The 15,513-nt window shown below is 72.1% G+C and carries 12 protein-coding genes; 6 read left to right on the plus strand and 6 right to left on the minus strand.

Translation table 11 applies throughout. From position 1 onward, the window contains the following. Positions 1-82 precede the first annotated feature (82 nt). The gene (locus QSG27_RS11365) at positions 83-304 is read left to right on the plus strand and encodes a hypothetical protein (RefSeq protein ID WP_306706125.1); all 222 of its coding nucleotides are present in this window, start codon (positions 83-85) and stop codon (positions 302-304) included. 6 nt (positions 305-310) lie between these two features. On the opposite strand, the gene QSG27_RS11370 is transcribed toward QSG27_RS11365, so the two are convergent. Next, entirely contained in the window at positions 311-3,271 is a 2,961-nt protein-coding gene (locus QSG27_RS11370; protein ID WP_306706127.1) for a PAS domain-containing protein, read from the minus strand. 368 nt (positions 3,272-3,639) lie between these two features. Beyond that, complete coding sequence (locus QSG27_RS11375) at positions 3,640-4,296, minus strand: hypothetical protein (RefSeq protein ID WP_306706129.1); 657 nt, start codon at positions 4,294-4,296, stop codon at positions 3,640-3,642. Positions 4,297-4,581: 285 nt separating this feature from the next. Here QSG27_RS11375 and QSG27_RS11380 point away from each other — a divergent pair, with 285 nt between their 5' ends. The 4 genes from QSG27_RS11380 (at position 4,582) to QSG27_RS11395 (ending at position 10,472) form a co-directional block, all read left to right on the plus strand. Then, entirely contained in the window at positions 4,582-6,249 is a 1,668-nt protein-coding gene (locus QSG27_RS11380) for a hybrid sensor histidine kinase/response regulator (protein WP_306706131.1), read from the plus strand. A gap of 85 nt (positions 6,250-6,334) precedes the next feature. After that, positions 6,335-7,333, plus strand: a complete 999-nt coding sequence (locus tag QSG27_RS11385; protein ID WP_306706132.1) for an amidoligase family protein — start codon at positions 6,335-6,337, stop codon at positions 7,331-7,333. Positions 7,334-7,344: 11 nt separating this feature from the next. After that, positions 7,345-8,058, plus strand: coding sequence for a gamma-glutamyl-gamma-aminobutyrate hydrolase family protein (locus QSG27_RS11390; protein ID WP_306706134.1), 714 nt, complete (start codon positions 7,345-7,347; stop codon positions 8,056-8,058). Positions 8,059-8,168: 110 nt separating this feature from the next. Next, complete coding sequence (locus tag QSG27_RS11395; RefSeq protein WP_306706136.1) at positions 8,169-10,472, plus strand: sensor histidine kinase; 2,304 nt, start codon at positions 8,169-8,171, stop codon at positions 10,470-10,472. A 57-nt stretch (positions 10,473-10,529) separates the two neighbouring features. Here the strand turns inward: QSG27_RS11395 and QSG27_RS11400 are convergent, their stop codons facing one another. Then, entirely contained in the window at positions 10,530-10,976 is a 447-nt protein-coding gene (locus QSG27_RS11400; RefSeq protein ID WP_306706138.1) for a hypothetical protein, read from the minus strand. A 293-nt stretch (positions 10,977-11,269) separates the two neighbouring features. Between QSG27_RS11400 and QSG27_RS11405 the strand changes: the two genes are divergently transcribed. Next, positions 11,270-12,838, plus strand: coding sequence for a phospholipase D-like domain-containing protein (locus QSG27_RS11405; RefSeq protein WP_306706140.1), 1,569 nt, complete (start codon positions 11,270-11,272; stop codon positions 12,836-12,838). Positions 12,839-12,860: 22 nt separating this feature from the next. Here the strand turns inward: QSG27_RS11405 and QSG27_RS11410 are convergent, their stop codons facing one another. From QSG27_RS11410 to QSG27_RS11420, 3 genes are all read right to left on the minus strand, one after another. After that, complete coding sequence (locus QSG27_RS11410) at positions 12,861-14,168, minus strand: methyl-accepting chemotaxis protein (RefSeq protein ID WP_306706142.1); 1,308 nt, start codon at positions 14,166-14,168, stop codon at positions 12,861-12,863. A 236-nt stretch (positions 14,169-14,404) separates the two neighbouring features. After that, a complete protein-coding gene (locus tag QSG27_RS11415) occupies positions 14,405-15,178 on the minus strand; it encodes an OmpA family protein (protein ID WP_306706144.1) in 774 nt (257 codons plus the stop codon). Next, positions 15,175-15,513, minus strand: a 339-nt coding sequence (locus tag QSG27_RS11420; RefSeq protein WP_306706146.1) for a DUF4398 domain-containing protein, incomplete at its 5' end; no start/stop codon positions are given. The genes QSG27_RS11420 and QSG27_RS11415, both read right to left, overlap by 4 nt.

Consider the following 15,513-nt stretch of genomic DNA (forward strand, 5'->3'; position numbering starts at 1 on the left):
TGCCCAATCCATATACCAACTGAACAAATCGCAACGGGTGTATGCCGTTCTTTTGGGCAGCGCAGAGGGGAGGCCGGACAGGATGCGCGCGATGGACCCGATGAACCCGATGGACCGCCAGCGGACGCTGGACTATTTCGAACGACTCGGCCGGGACAAGGTGCGGCTGTACAGCGCGATCGACTGCGACCGCTACCTGGGCGGCTGGCAGGTGCGTGAACTGGCCGACCAGTGGCTGGCCGAAAAGGCCGCGGAGGAGCGCCCCGTGCCGCTGTGGCGGCGGCTCGCCATCCGGCGGCGCTGATCCCCCTCACGCCGCCCCGGCGCTCGCCATCATCTTGCGCAGGTCGTTGGGGAAGACCGGCTTGTGCAGGATGCTGAACCCGTTGCGGCGGGCCTCGTCCAGCCGTTCCGGGGCGGTGTCGCCGGTCAGGATGATGCCCGGCACGTCCTTGCCGACCAGCCCCTGCACCGCGGCCAGCGCCTCCGGCCCGGTCCGCCCCTGCTGGAGCTGGTAGTCGGCCAGCACGATCTGCGGACGGCGCCCGTCGGCGCGCAGCCGTTCCAGCGCCTGATCCCCCGACCGCGCCGTCAACACGCTGTAGCCCCAGCCCTCCAGCATCGCCTTCAGGCCGAGCAGGATGATCGCCTCGTCGTCGATGACCAGCACCATGCCCTTGGTCGCGCAGTCGTTGGCGGCCTGCCGGAAGAGGTCCATCCCCGCCGGGGGGACGGCGGCGGAGCGGGGCTTCTCCGCCACGACGCGCGGCAGCTCCACGGAGAAGACGGAGCCGATCCCCTCCTTCGAGCGCACGCGCACGCGGTGGTCGAGCAGCTTCGACAGGCGCTTGACGATGGCGAGGCCGAGGCCCAGCCCGCGGTCGCCGTTGCCCTGGATCTGGGTGAACTCCTCGAAGATGTCCTCCAGCCGGTCGGCGGGGATGCCGACGCCGCTGTCCCACACCTCGACGCGCAGCCGGTCGGGGCCGCTGCGGCGGCAGCCGATCAGGATGCGGCCCTGGCGGGTGTAGCGCAGCGCGTTCTCGATCAGGTTGCGCAGGATGCGCTCCAGGTGCGACGGGTCGGTGCGCACCCAGGCCCGCGTCGGCACGGCGCGCAGTTCCAGCCCCTTCTGGGCGGCGCGCGGCGCGTATTCGGCGACGAGGCGGCCCAGGATCTGGCCCAGCCGGACCTCCGCCGGGTTGGCGGCGATCTTGCCGGATTCCAGCCGCGACATGTCCAGCAGCCCGTCCAGCAGCCCCTTCAGCGTGTCCAGCGCCTGACGCATGTTGTCGAGCAGCGGCAGGCTGGGGTGCCCCTGCAGGCGGTCGCCCAGCGCGGCGGCGAAGAGGTAGAGCGACTGCACGGGCTGGCGCAGGTCGTGGCTGGCGGCGGCCAGGAACTTCGACTTGGCCGTGGCGGCGTGCTCGGCCTCCTCCCGCGCGCGGCGCAGGTCGGCCTCGGCCTGCTTGCGGCCCGTCACGTCCACCGCGGCGCAGGTGATGCCGGCCAGCGCGCCGTCCGGGCCGCGCAGCGGATCGATGGTCAGGTCGTAGAAATGGTCCTGCCCGGCGTGGCGGATGCGGACCTCCTCGCGCACGCCCTCGCCGGTGTCCAGCACGCGGCGCTTGACGGCGGTCAGGGCCTCGGCGTCGGCGGCGTCCTCGAACACCTCGATGTCGGTCTTGCCGACCACCCGCTCCGCCGTGTAGCCGAGCGCCGGGTTGTGCATCCAGGTGTAGCGCAGGGCGCTGTCCTGGTTGAACACCACGACGCCGGAGTTGCGCAGGGCGGTGCGGAAGCGCTCGTCGGCGACGCGCAGCGCCTCCTCGCTGGTCTTGCGCTCGGTGATGTCGATGCCCGACACGATCAGGTGGGTGATGCGCCCGTCGGCGCCGCGCATCGGGGTGACCCGGACCTCCATGACCGCGGGATGATCCCCGGCGGCGCGGACCGCCGCGTCGAAGCGCGCGGATTCGCCGTGGGCCGCGCGCTCCACCGCCGCGCGCAGGCGGTCGCCCGCCGCACCGGCGAAGGCGCTCCGGCAGGACTCGTGGAAGGGGCGCCCGACGATCCGCTCCACCGGCAAACCGGTGGTCCGGACGGCGGCCTGGTTGACCTGAAGCACGTCGCCCGCCGGGCTCAGCACGCCGATGAAGGTGGGCAGGGCGTCCAGCACGGCGCGCAGATGCTCCTCCGATCCGCGCAGCGCGCGCTCGCGGGTCTCCAGCGTCTCGGCCATGGCGTCGAAGGCGCGGCCGAGCTGGCCGATCTCCGACTTGCGGTCCACCAGTCCGGCGCGGGCGCTGGAATTGCCGGCGCTCCAGCCCTGGGTGGCGCGGATCAGCGCCTCCACCGGGCGGCGGATGAACAGGGTGCCGCCGATCCAGGCGGCCAGGATGGCCACCACCAGCCCGGCCAGCGTCATCAGCAGGCCCTGGCGGGTGGCGCGGTCGATGGTGCCGGCGGCGGCGGTGTGGTCCAGCCCGACGCTGACGAACAGGTCGCGCGTGCCCTGGCGGGACGGCGAATAGGCGAGCACCCGCGCCACCCCGTCCATCCCCGGCAGGGTGATGACGCCGCCGCGCGGTTCGTCCAGCAGGTCCAGATAGGGGTTCGGCATGCGCTCGCCGCGCTGGGCGATGCCGTTGGGCAGCTTGACCAGGATGGTGCCCTTGCGGTCGCTGACCAGCAGGCTGGCGTTCTCGGGCAGGGGGCGCGCGGCGAAGTTCGCGCTCAGCCAGGGCAGGTCGAGGCCCAGAGTCACCACCCCGGCGACCGCGCCGGATTCGTTGCGGAAGGGAACCGCGAAGGGCAGCATGGCGGTGCCGGGTTCCGCCGCCGGTCCGGGGGCGGTCCATTCGCCGACGACGAAGCGGCCCTCCTCCAGCGCGCGGAGGACGTGCGGCTGGTTCGCGGCGGGGCGGGCATCGTCGGGCGAGGCGCTGCACAGGACGGTGCCGCCGCGGTCCAGGACGGACAGGTTGCCGTATTCGGGGGCGCGCTGGACCAGCCGGCTCAGATGGGCCTGGCACTGGGCGTAGTCGCCGGAGCGCAGGGCGGCGGATTCCGCGATGGAGGTCACCATCAGCCGCGCCCCGTCCACGATCCGCGCCTGCTCGCCTTCGACCAGATGCAGCAGCCGTTGGGCCTGGGCGGCGACCTCCTCCGCGCGTTCCGCACGGAACTGGAGCACGCTGTAGGCCTGGATGCCCAGGGCCGGCAGGACGGCCAGAAGCACCAGCAGGAAAAGGCGGGCCAGCAAGGTCATCGTGTCACAGGCTCCCATCGGGCGGGAAAGCGGCCGGCATGAAAGGCTGCAATCGTTTCGCCTGCGTGCTGGATAACCTTTGCATGGTTAAATCGCAGTTAATGGATCGGTTTTATTTTCTTGCGACCCTGAAATTTGCTGAAATATAGGCAGCGAAAAAGGGGTAGTCGATGTGGATAAACAACATCATTACTTGTGCATTTTCCTTAAAATTTTAGTTTCTCTGTTATCGAATGGGGTAATCCCCTGCCATTGCGATCGGGGGTGACGAGCGGGGCGGGTGGAGGCCCGTCGGGCCGCGTGGCGAATGGCCGGCCGGCACCGGAGCGCTCCCGGACGAGGGGCGCCCGGTTGCGTCGCGGCGGTCTTCAGGCCAGCACGTCCACGCCCTGCGAGCCGCGCGGAGCCACGGAGGAGAAGGCCTTCTGCGCGCCCGACAGATCGCCGGACTGAAGCGCGCCGCTCATGCTCTGCAGGGCGGTCTTGAACAGGTCGGCCACGGAGGTGCCGGAGGCCGAGGAGGGGGACGTGCCGCCGTCCGAATTCTCCTGCAGGAAAGAGAGCAGCGACGACACGGAGTCCTGCGCGCTCGACACATCGCCGGATTGCAGCGCCTGCGACAGGCTGCCCATGGCGTCCTTCATCCCGTCCGGCGGGCCGCCCGCACCACCCGGCGGCGGGCCGGGAGGCGGGCCGCCTGCGCCGCCGGGGCCGCCCTGGCCCTTGGCGCCCTTCGGGCCGTTCGCTTCGAACGCCTGCTGGACCTGCGAGACGTCGCCGGTCTTCAGCGCCTCGCCGACGGCGGTCAGCATTTTGTTGAGAGGGTTGTCGGCGCCGGACGCCGAACCGCTCCGGCTCTGCAGCTTGGACAGCGAATCATAGGCGCTCTGGATCGAGTCGAGGTCGCCGGACGTGATGGCTTCCTTCAACTGACCCATGCCTTCGCGGATTTCCTTGCCCGGTCCGGCGGGCCGCTGCTGGGCGATGCCGGACGCCGCCGATGACGTCACGCTTGAGATGGACATGTCGTTCTCCTTCGCCTTGCGCCGCCATCCGCCATGCTTACGGAGTGCGGCCCGGGCGGGACGGGTTTCTCACGCCGGATTGGACGCGCCCCGGCGGCGATTCCTGCGCGGTTTCCCAAAAATATTCTCCTCAACCATTTCGCGAAGAACTACGCTGGGTGCATGACTCCATCATCTGCAACCCATGGTAAGCGCGGGATGCGCCGGGCCTCCGAACCGGAACCACCGCTTCCGACGGAGGACAAGCGTGCTACAGTGCGTCCCCCGCCGCTCTGGACGTTCCGCTTGCCAACCAAGTCCTATTACCGCCCGCTGGTCCTTCTGGTGCTGGCCGCGTTGCTTCCGCTGGTCGTCCTGTCCGCCGTGCTGGGCGGCGCCTGGCTGCGGGAGCAGCAGCGCGCGATGGAGGCCAACGCCGTGGCTTTGGCGGACCGCCTGTCCGCCCTGGTGGACCGCGAGCTGTCCGCGCAGATGGACGCGCTGAAGGCGGTGGCGGCGTCCCCCCTGCTGGACGGGCTGGCCGCCGGCCAGGGGGTCGATGCCGCGGCCTTCTTCGAATACGCCGAGAGGGTGCAGGGCGCCGTTCCCCTGTGGACGACCGTCGTCCTCAGCGACCGGGAGGGGAACCGGCTGGTCGACGCCCCCTTCCTGGTCGGCGGGTCCCGGGGCAAGGTGCTGGACCTGGACAGCCACCGGCGCGCGGTGCAGACGGGCAAGCCGGCGGTCGGCACGATCCTGCGCGGCCCGCGCGGCTTCCACGCTTTTCCCATCCGCGTTCCGGTGATGCGCAACGGCGCGCCGGTCGGCGTCCTGTCGGCGGTGGTGATGCCGGAAGGGTTCCAGAGCCTGCTGTTCGGCAACAGCCTGCCGCCGGGCTGGATCGCCGCCATCATCGACGCCGAGGGGCGGCTGGTGGCGCGGGCCGGCGGCGCCCCCGGCCTGGTCGGCCAGCAGGCCAGCGAATCCGCGCTCCGCGCCCGCCGGGCCGCCGGCAGCGGCGTCTATGACGGGATGAGCCTGGAAGGCAAGCCGACGGTGGTCGCCTTCCGCACGCTGCCCGACCATGGCTGGTCGGTGCATTTCGCCATCCCGCGCGACGCCTACCTCGCCCCGGTGGTCAGCGCGCTGTGGCTGGCCGGGGTGGGGGCGCTGGCCAGCCTGACGATGGTCGGCGCCTTCCTGTGGCTTCTTCTCCGCGAGCTGCGGCTGCGCCGCCGCGAGGAGGCGGCGCGGGAGGAGAGCCTGCGGCTGGAGGCGCTGGGCCGGATGACCGGCGGCGTCGCCCACGACTTCGCCAACCTGCTGACCGTGATGATGAGCAGCATCGCCGTCATCCGCAGCCGTCCCGACGACCCGGCGCGCGTCACCCGCGTGCTGGCCGAGACCGAGGCGGCGGTGACGCGCGGGCAGGCGCTGATGCGGCAGATGGCCGCCTTCGGCCGCCGCAGCGTCTACGAGCCGGTGCCCTTCCTCCTTCAGGACCGCAAGGCGCCGCTGGAGGCGCTGCTGGCGCGCTCCACCGGAAGCGCGGTGGACACCGCCCTGATCGTTCCGGACGACCTCTGGCCGATCCTGGCCGATCCGGACGCCATGGAGGTGGCGCTTCTCAATCTGGCGGTGAACGCGCGTGACGCCATGCCGGACGGCGGGACGCTGACCGTCATGGCGGAGAACCGCAACCTGCCGGGCCGGCGGGGCGACGACACGGGGCTGACCGGCGATTTCGTGGCGCTGGCCGTCCGCGACACCGGCACCGGCATCCCGCCGGAGCATCTGCGCCGCATCTTCGAACCCTTCTTCACCACCAAGCCGGAGGGCAAGGGGACCGGGCTGGGGCTCAGCCAGGTCTTCGGCTTCGCCCGGCAGTCGGGCGGGACGGTCACGGTGACCAGCGCCGTCGGGGCCGGCACCACCGTGACGCTGTACCTGCCGCGGGCGTCCGAACCTTCCTGACGCCGGCCCTGACGCCGGCCCTGACGCCGGCCCTGATGCGGGCGCCCGGGAACCGCCGCGCGGCGCGGCGTGTTGAACGGGCGCCATGGACAGCGCATTCCGCACACCCCCCCATCCCTCCACGACGGACGGCGCCCCGCGCACGGTCGGCGTGGAGGTCGAATTCGCCGATCTCGACGCTCCCGCCGCGGCGGCGGTGGTGCGCCGGCTTTACGGCGGCGCGCTGGAACCGGAAAGCCCGCACCGCTGCCGGGTGACCGGCACGCGGCTGGGCGACTTCTCGGTGGAGCTGGACATGCGCTCCGCCCATCCCGGCAAGGCGGACGGCGGCGACTCCGGCGCGGTGGGCAAGGCGTTGGCCAGGGCGTTGGACGGTGTGGTGGAGGCGCTGCGGCCCTGGTGGGGCAACATCGGCAGCCTCGTCATGCCCTTCGAGATCGCCGCCCCGCCCGTGCCCATCGCCCGGCTGGCCGAGTTGGAACCGCTGTTCGCCGCCCTCAGCGCCCAGGGCGCCGCCGGCACGGAGGCCAGCCCGCTGTTCGCCTTCGGCCTGCACCTGAACCCGCAGGTGGCGCGCACCGACGCGGATTACCTGCTCGACCATCTGAAGGCGTTCCTTCTGCTGGCCCCCTGGCTGCGCCGCGAGATCCGCGTGGACCCGACCCGCCGCCTGACCGGTTTCGTCGCCGCCTTCCCGGTGGACTATGCGGTCAAGGTGGCCGATCCCGCCTACCGTCCGGACCTGGACGGGCTGATCGCCGATTATCTGGAGGCCAACCCGACCCGCAACCGCGAGTTGGATCTGTTCCCGCTCTTCGCCCATCTCGCCCCGGAAATCATGGCCGCCAAGCTGCGGGACCCGCATGTGCGGCCCCGCCCGACCTTCCACTACCGCCTGCCGAACGCCCGGCTGGGCGATCCGGGCTGGACCCTGGCCCAGGACTGGAACCGCTGGGTCGCGGTGGAGGAGTTGGCGGCGGACCGCGTCCGGCTCGACGCGCTGGGGGCGGACTTCCGCGCCTTCGCCGCGCGCAAGGCGCTGGACGGCTGGGCCGCCGAGGCGGGCCGGCGGCTGGCCGGCTGAGGGGGGACCGGATGGCCGCCTTCATCGCGAGGGGACGGCCCCTGATCGGGGTCACCGCGTCGGTGCACGGCAGCCGCATCGCCTGGTGGGCGAACCGGCTGGCCCTGCGCCGCGCCGGGGCGCGGGCGGTGCGCATCACGGCGCGCGATCCCTTTCCCATCGAGCGGCTGGACGGGCTGGTGGTCGGCGGCGGCGACGACATCGACGCCGCCCTCTACGGCGAGGCCGCCCGCCCGACGATGCGCATCGACCCGGACCGTGACCGGCTGGAACTGGACGCGCTGGACGGCGCCGCGGCCCGGCGGCTTCCCGTGCTGGGCATCTGCCGGGGATCGCAGATGATCAACGTGCACCGCGGCGGCTCCCTGCTCATCGACATCCACGAAGTGTACGAGGAGGCGCCGCGCCTGCGCACCGTGCTGCCGCGCAAGCGCATCCGCATCGACCCGCGCAGCCATCTCTACCGCATCCTGGGCATCGCCGAATGCCGGGTGAACGCCCTCCACCACCAAGCGGTGGACCGGCTGGGCGACGGCCTGCGCGTGGTGGCGCGCGAGACGGCGGGGATCGTCCAGGGGATCGAGGCGGTCGGCCATCCCTTCCTGATCGGGGTGCAATGGCATCCCGAATATCTGGTCGCCGACCCGCGCCAGCAGGGACTGTTCCGCACCCTGGCCGCCGCCGCCGCCGGGACCGCCAGCCTGGAGGACGCCGTGCTCCCGTGAGGAGCGTCCGTTCCCCGTCCTCCTAACTGTTCGTTGTGCCACCATTTCCCTGACGCGCGGAAGCGGCTATCCTATCGATCGGGGCGCCGCAACGCCGGAGGGGCAAGCGCGTGACGGACAGACAGGCGGGCCGGCGGCTTCGGCTGCACACGGTGACGATGGTGACCGCGCTGGCCACGGCGATCCTGATGGCCGGGCTGACCTTCGGGGTCGGCGGGGCCTTCCTTCGGGTCCTCGACCTCGCGGAGGAGGCCGACCGCGCCATCGTCCCGCAGATCACCCGCCAGCATGAATACGCCGTCTTCGCCGCCCGCATGGGCCAGTTGGCCGAGGCCGTCCTGCGCTCCCGCTCGCCGGAGGAGCGGGCCGGCGCCCTGGGCGAGGTGGAGGGGATGTCCCGGCGCTTCGCGGCCGATGCGGCGGCGCCGGCCATCCTTCAGCGGCTCGAACAGGCGGTCCAGGCGGTGCGCCGCACGGCGGAGCGGGCCGACGCCATCGACGCCCTGGCCGCCCGGGCCGGCGCCCTGCGGGACAAGGGGGACGAGGCGTTCCTGCATCTGCTGCGCTCCGGCGCGCCCTTGCCGGTGCAGGAGCCGTTCCACCGCGCGCTGGAGGCGCTGGCCGGCGGTCTGGCCGCGCCGGACACCGACCGGCTCGCCGTGATGGCCGCGCGCTTCCACCGCCACGCCGAGGAGGTGCTGAACGCGATGATCCCGCTGGAGCCGGGGGCGCGGGCGCCGCTGGTCCGTGCCGCGCAGGACCTGGACGGGCTGGGCGAGCTGTTCACCCTGCGCCGGACCATCCTGTCGGAAGCGGGACTGATGGGGCTGGAGACGGAGATCGCCCACGGCGTGCTGAACGACCTCAGCGCCAGCCTGACCGACGCCGCCGCGGCCAACACGCGCCGCATCGCCGGAACGCTGACCGATCAGGCGCGCAGCGGCCTGTGGATCGTTCTGATCGGGCTGGGCATCGCGGCGGCGGTGCAGACGATTCTCTACGTGCTGCTGCGCGTCCATGTGGTCCGCCCGATCCGCCGGGCCTCGCAGGCGCTGGCCATGGTGCAGCAGGAACGCCGGCTCGTCCAACTGCCGCCCGCCCTGTTCGCGGAGCTTCAGGCCATCTCGACCAGCGTGGAGCGGTTCGGCGCGGCGCTGGTGGAAACCCACGCCCACGCCGAGGCGCTGAAGGCGGGGGAGGAGCGGATGCGCGCCATCCTGGCGGCCTCGCCCTTTCCCATCGTGATCGCGCGGCGGTCGGACGAGTCCGTCCTGTTCGCCAACCCGCAGGCCGAGGCGCTGTTCGGGGCGGAGGGGCCGCGGCTGACCCTGACGCGCAACGCGCGCTTCTTCGTCCATCCGGCCGACGCCGCCCGGCTGTCCCGTCTGGTGGCCGAGCGGGGGGCGGCGAGCGACCTGGAGATGCAGATGCGCACCGCCGGGGGCCGTCCCTTCTGGGCGATGATCTCCGCCGTGGAGATCCGCGACGTGGACGAGCCGGCGATCCTGCTGGCCGTCAACGACATCACGCTGCGCAAGCGGTCGGAGGAGGAGACGGAGGCCGCCAAGCAGCGCGCCGAACGCGCCCTGGCCGACCTGCGCGAAACCCAGGCCCACCTGATCCAGGCGGAGAAGATGGCCTCGCTCGGCGGGATGGTGGCGGGGGTGGCGCACGAGGTCAACACGCCGGTGGGGATCGCCCTGACCGGCATCACCCATCTGGCCGACCAGACCCGCCGGGTGGTCCGCGGGGTGGAGGACAACACGCTGCGCCGGACCGACTTCAACGGCTATCTCGCCACCGCGGGGGAGGCCTGCCGGCTGATCGAGACCAACCTGAACCGCGCCGCCGAACTGATCCAGAGTTTCAAGCAGACCGCGGTGGACCAAACCAGCGAGGAACGGCGCAGCGTCGATCTGGCCGCCTATCTGGACGACGTGCTGACCAGCCTGCGCCCGCGGCTGAAGCAGACCCCGCACCGGGTGGTGGTGGAATGCCCGGCGGGCCTGTGGGTGGACAGCTATCCCGGCGCGCTGTTCCAGGTGCTGACCAACCTGACCATGAACGCGGTGGTGCACGCCTATCCGGACGGGCGGGCCGGCACGCTGACCATCGCCGTGGCCCGCCCAGGCCCGCAGGAGGTGGAACTGCGCTTCTCCGACGACGGCTGCGGCATTCCCGCCGCGCATCTGGGGCGCGTCTTCGACCCCTTCTTCACGACGCGGCGGGGCGAGGGGGGCAGCGGGCTCGGCCTGCACATCGTCTACAACATCGTGACCACGCGCCTACGCGGCAGCATCCGGGTGGAAAGCCGCGAGGGCGGCGGCACCTGCTTCGTCCTGCGCTTCCCCGCCGAGGCCCCGGCGGTGGAGCCCGGCAAGCCGGAAGACGTGGCGCCGGAAGCGGTGGCCTGACGGAAAAGGGCGCGCCGGGGGTTCCGGCGCGCCCTTCCCATTGGACCGTGGCGGCCGTTACTTGCTGCCGTCCGGACCGCAATTCGGGGTGCCCGGCGGGCAGTGGGTGCCGGTGGCGGTCTGGTTGTCGCGGGCCGGGTTGCTGCTGGTGGCGTTGCCCATGCCCGACGGCACCGTGGTCTGGCCCTGCCAGTTGCCGGACGAGGAACCGCTGCCCATGGTGCCGTTGCCCATGGTGCCGCCGGTCATGCCCGACGAACCCGGCATCCCGCTGCCCGGCATCGTGTTCATGGTGCCCGACGGGCCGGGGGTGCCCGGCGTGGTGACGCTGCCCGGCGTGGAACCCGGACCGTCGGTGCTGAGGCCGCTGGACGGCGAGGTGGTGGTGCTGGGGACGGTCGGGCTCACGGCGGTGCCGCCCGACATCGAACCGCTCGTCTGGGCGATCGCGGTGCCGGCCATCAGGGCGAGCGCCGAAGCGGCGCCGATCAACAGGGTACGCATCCTCATCTCTCCATCTGGTGGCGGCGCCCTTCGGCCGGGCGCCCTCCTGGCGGGGGTTCGGGCCGGCGCTCCGCGGCGCGCCCATCCCCCATTCGCCATCCCCAACAGGCCCGCGCCGACATCGTTGCGGCGAACCGGAGGGTTCGTCCCGATCTTTTGGCGAGCGGGACGGCCCTCGCCCCGCCCGTCCGGATGCCCGGGGCGGGCGATTCCGGAGCAGCCGGGCGTCCGGCGGAACAGGCCGCCGCCGGAAAAGGTTGACGGAAGGACCGCCACGGCACGTCGAGGCAGGAATGAGCGAAGATCGGGATGCGGCGGACCTTGCCGGGACGCGGCCCATCCTGCGCCCCGGCGCCACCTGCTGGCGGACCGAGCGGGCGGACCGGCTGGCCGTCCTGGTGGACGGCGCGGCCTTCTTCGCGGCGGTGCGCGCCGCCCTGCTGCGGGCGCGGCATTCGGTGATCCTGCTGGGCTGGGACATCGATCCGCGGATGCGCCTCGATCCCCACGACCCGGAAACGCTGGGCGATTTCCTCACCCGCCTGATCCGCGAGCGTCCGTCGCTGCGGATCCACGCGCTGAAGTGGGACATGCCCTTTCCCATCTCGCTGGAGCATCCGCACGGGCCGCTGGAGCGGCTGAACCGGCGCACCGGACCCCGGCTGACGCTGGCGCTGGACGACGCCCTGCCGGTGGGCGCGGCACAGCACCAGAAGCTGGTGGTGATCGACGACGCGCTGGCCTTCTGCGGCGGCATCGATCTGGCCGGCGACCGCTGGGACACGCCGGAGCACCGCGACAACGACCCGCGCCGCCGCTGGCCGACCGGAGAGCTTCACGCCCCGCGTCACGACGTGATGATGGCGGTGGACGGCCCCGCCGCCCGCGCGCTGGGGCGCATGGCCCGCGAACGCTGGAGCCACGCCACGGGGACGGCGCCGATGCCTCCCCCGGACGGCTCCGCCGATCCCTGGCCGGAGGGGCTGCACCCGCTGATCACCGGCGCGGCGGTGGGCATCGCCCGCACCCTTCCCGGCTGTCTGGCCGGGCGCCCGGTCCGCGAGAACGAGGCGCTGACCTTCGCCGCCATCGCCGCGGCACGGCGCAGCATTTATCTGGAGAACCAGTATTTCGCCTCCTTCCGGGTGGCCGAGGCGCTGGCCCGGCGGCTGCGGGAGCCGGACGGGCCGGAGGTGGTGGTCGTCGTCCCCATGGAAAGCCCGAGCTGGTTCGACCGCATGGCCATGGACACGCCGCGCGGCGTGGTGCTTCAGGAACTGCGCGCCGCCGACCGCCATGGGCGGCTGCGCGCCATGACCCCGCTGACCGAGGGCGGCAACGGCATCGTCGTGCATTCGAAGGTGATGGTGGTGGACGACCGGCTGCTGCGCATCGGGTCGAGCAACCTGAACAACCGGTCCATGGGCTACGACACGGAATGCGATCTGGCGGTGGAGGCCCCGCCGGGAGACCGCAGCGCCGCCAACGCCATCGGCGCGATGCGCAACCGCCTGCTGGCGGAGCATATGGGGGTGGACCCCGCGGACCTGACCGCCGCCGTCCGCGCCGCGGGCGGTCTGGTGGACGCCATCGACCGGCTGAACAGGCCGTCCGGGCGCCGCCTGATGCCGCTGCCCGACACCGCCCCCGGCCTGACGGAGCAGACCTTCGCCGCCCTGCGCATCGCCGATCCCGACCGTCCGGAGGAAGCCTGGGCCGTCTGGAAGCGCATGCCCCCGGCCCCGGCGCCGGTCCGGTCGCTGACCCGCGCGGTGGGGGCGGCCCTGTTCACCGCCGGGGCGATCGCCGGGGTCTACGCCGTCGCGCGGGCGATGGCCGAGGCGGAACGCGACGGACGTTGAAGCGGATTGCCGCTGTCCGGTTTCATGCGGCCCGCCGCCGGCTGGCCGACAGCCCGCGCAAATCCTCCTCCAACCCGCCCAGCCGCGCCAGCCCGCCGCTGATCGCGTCCAGTTCGCGCCGCAGCCCTTCGGGCACGCGCAGGTCGCCGGCGAAGCCGGACAGGGTGCGGGAGAGGGAGCCGCCCAGCCGGTCCAATTCATCCATCAACTGGCGCTCATGCCCGGCGACGTCCTGCTGGCCGGCGCTCAGATCCTGGAGCCGTCCGGCCAGGGCGGACAGCAGCTCGTGCTCGGCGGCCACCTTCGCCTGGGCGTCCTGCCCGGCGATCTGTTGGGAAATCGCCTGCTGCATGCGGTCGATGCCCTTCTGGATCACCTGGATGGCTTCGTTCGACTGGCGGGCCAGATCGCGCACCTCGTTCGCCACCACGCGGAAGCCGTGGCCGTACTCGCCGGCCCGCGTCGCCTCGATGGCGGCGTTCAGAGCCAGCATGTTGGTGGCCGACATGATCCGGGTGATGGCGTTGACCGAATCCTCCAGCGCGCGGGCTTCCGCGACGATCTGCTCGAACCGGGTCAGGTCGGAACCGGCCTCCGCCCGGCGGCGGTCCAGATACTCCTGAAGGCTGGCCAGAAGCTCCCGGTTCTCCCCCGCGTGGCGCTGCGCGTCGTCATGGCGGCCGGCGGCCTGCATCCCGCTGTCGCGGATGAAGCCGACCAGTTCCGCCACGGACTCCTCGGTGGCGGACAGGCGGGCGCGCACGGCCTGCACCTCCCGCTCCGCCTGGTCGAGCGCCGCGCCGACGCGGGCCTTGGCCTGCTCCACCGCCTGCGGCACCTCGGCGATGGCGCGTTCGGCCTCCGGCGGGATGCCCTGGGGGCGGCGCGCGAAGGCCAGCCGGGCGGCGCACAGGCTGCCGAACTCGTCCAGGGGGCCGTCCATTCCGTTGCCGCGCAACAGGCGCCGCCATTCCTCCGAATCCCGGTGCAGGGTGGCGAACAGGCGGTTCGCCTCGTCCGTCGTCAGCGTCTCGCCGTCGAAGGTCAGATGCTCGTGCGGGATGAAGTTGAACAGCGAGGTGACCATGGTCCGCCGCGTCTCCAGCACCCAATACTGGACGACCATCACCACCATGATGGTGACGATCATGCCGAGCGCCGCCGCCGGCCCCTCCGGCACGCCGAAGCGGTGCAGCATGGCGTTCCACAGGGGGTTGAGGAGAACCACCACCACGATCACCGGAACGCCGATGATGAGGAGAAGCAGGGCTTGCGCCTTCAAGAATCCCTTGCTGAGCATCGCCCCCTCTTCACCCTGTCCAGTGGTCATGCCAAATCCCCGCGCAATCAAACGGACACCACGGTCCCTTACGTTCGCGCATGGTAAAACCACACACCATAAAAGGTAAAGAAACATTGAGTTTTGTCTGCATTCGTCACAATTTTTCCGTGGGTGCGCTGTTTCGGCGCAATGCAGATGGGCGGACCGTTTCCGGCCCGCCCGTTCCTGCCCCCATGCCCCGTTCCTGCCCCCATGCAATGTGCGTCAAGTGGCGCCAATGTGCGTCAATAGCGCGTCTCGGCCACCGACCCCGGTTCGGAGATCACGATGTCCACCCGCCGGTTCTGCTGGCGCCCCGACTCCGTGCTGTTGGAGGCGACCGGCTGGGCCGAGCCCAGGCCCTGGGCGGCGATGCGGCTGGGGTTGACGCCGCGGGCGGTCAGCGCGTCGCGCACCGCCATGGCCCGCTCCTCCGACAGGCGCAGGTTGGTGGCCGACGAGCCGGTGGAGTCGGTGTAGCCCTCGATCCGCACGGTGCGGTCCGGGTAGCGCTGGAGGAAATTGGCGAGTTCCCCCAGCCGCGCATCGGCGCCGGAGGTCAGCCGGGCGCTGCCGGTGGCGAACAGCACGTCGCCCAGCGACATGACCAGTCCGCGCTCCGTCCGCTCCGCCTGAAGGGCGCGGATCTGGTCCTGAAGGCGGTAGGTGTCGGCGTTGGCGACCACCTGCTGCGCCCCCTTCATCGCCGCCACGTCCTGGGCGATCTGGAGCTGCCGGTTGGCGAGATAGGCCTGGTGATCCATCTCCGCCGGGTCGCCGTCGCCGCGCGCCTTCTCGCCGCGCTGCAACGCCTCCTCGGCGCGGCGCAGCTCCAGCGTGGCGTTGCTCGCCAGTTGCGGGTTGGCGGCGGCGGCGGAATAGGACTGGCGCGCCTGTGCCAGGGCCGGCGTGTCGTCCGGGGTGGCGCAGGCGCCCAGCGACAGGGCGGCCACGGCCAGCGACGCCAGGCCCAGGCTTTTCCTCACCGTTCCGGTCTTCTCGTCAGGAGCGTGGGTCACGGCGTGCCCTCCTGCGTGCGCGGGCTGGTCCAGGTCGAGGTGCCGCTCATGGCCGGCGGGGTCAGGGGGGCGGCGGCGGACGCGGCGGGCGCCCGGCCTGCTGCGGAGGAACCGGGACCGGCAAGGGTGCGGACCGCGTTGGCGGCCTGCTGGGCCGTCGCCCGCTGGGAGCGCACGGTGGCCAGTTCGGCGTCGGCCTGCGCCTGTTCGGCCAGACGGCGGGCCTCGGTCCGCTCGTCCTCGCGCATGGCGGCGTCGGCGGCGGCCAGCCCCTCCTCGCTCGCCAGGGGGACGCGGGGCTTGTCCGGGCCGGAATCATCCGGGCCAGAATCAAA

It is taken from the genome of Azospirillum isscasi (assembly GCF_030849505.1).
Classification (GTDB): domain Bacteria; phylum Pseudomonadota; class Alphaproteobacteria; order Azospirillales; family Azospirillaceae; genus Azospirillum; species Azospirillum isscasi.